The sequence below is a fragment of the Enterococcus sp. GPZ-007 genome, assembly GCF_059374735.1.
Genome location: NZ_JCAFYN010000145.1, coordinates 1 through 222, shown reverse-complemented (window position 1 = coordinate 222; position 222 = coordinate 1). Strand labels below are relative to the sequence as shown.

At 43.2% G+C, this 222-nt stretch carries 1 protein-coding gene; it reads left to right on the top strand.

All coding sequences use genetic code 11. The features are described from left to right. Window positions 1-222 (top strand): IS110 family transposase (locus tag AC4J95_RS21310; protein ID WP_494551567.1); only part of this gene is annotated, 222 nt, incomplete at both ends.

Genomic DNA, 222 nt, shown 5'->3' with positions numbered 1-222 from the left:
GATCCAATTATTAGAATCGATTCCGGGGATCGGCCGTCAATCTGCCATCCAGATTATCTCTGAAATTGGGGTAGATATGACACAGTTTTCAAGTTCTAAGAGACTTAATTGTTGGGCTGGTCTTTCTCCTAATAGTGATAACTCAGCTGGTAAGAAGAAATCTGTTCGAATTTCTCGAGCGGGGGTCTATTTAAAACCCGCACTGGTTCAATGTGCACACGC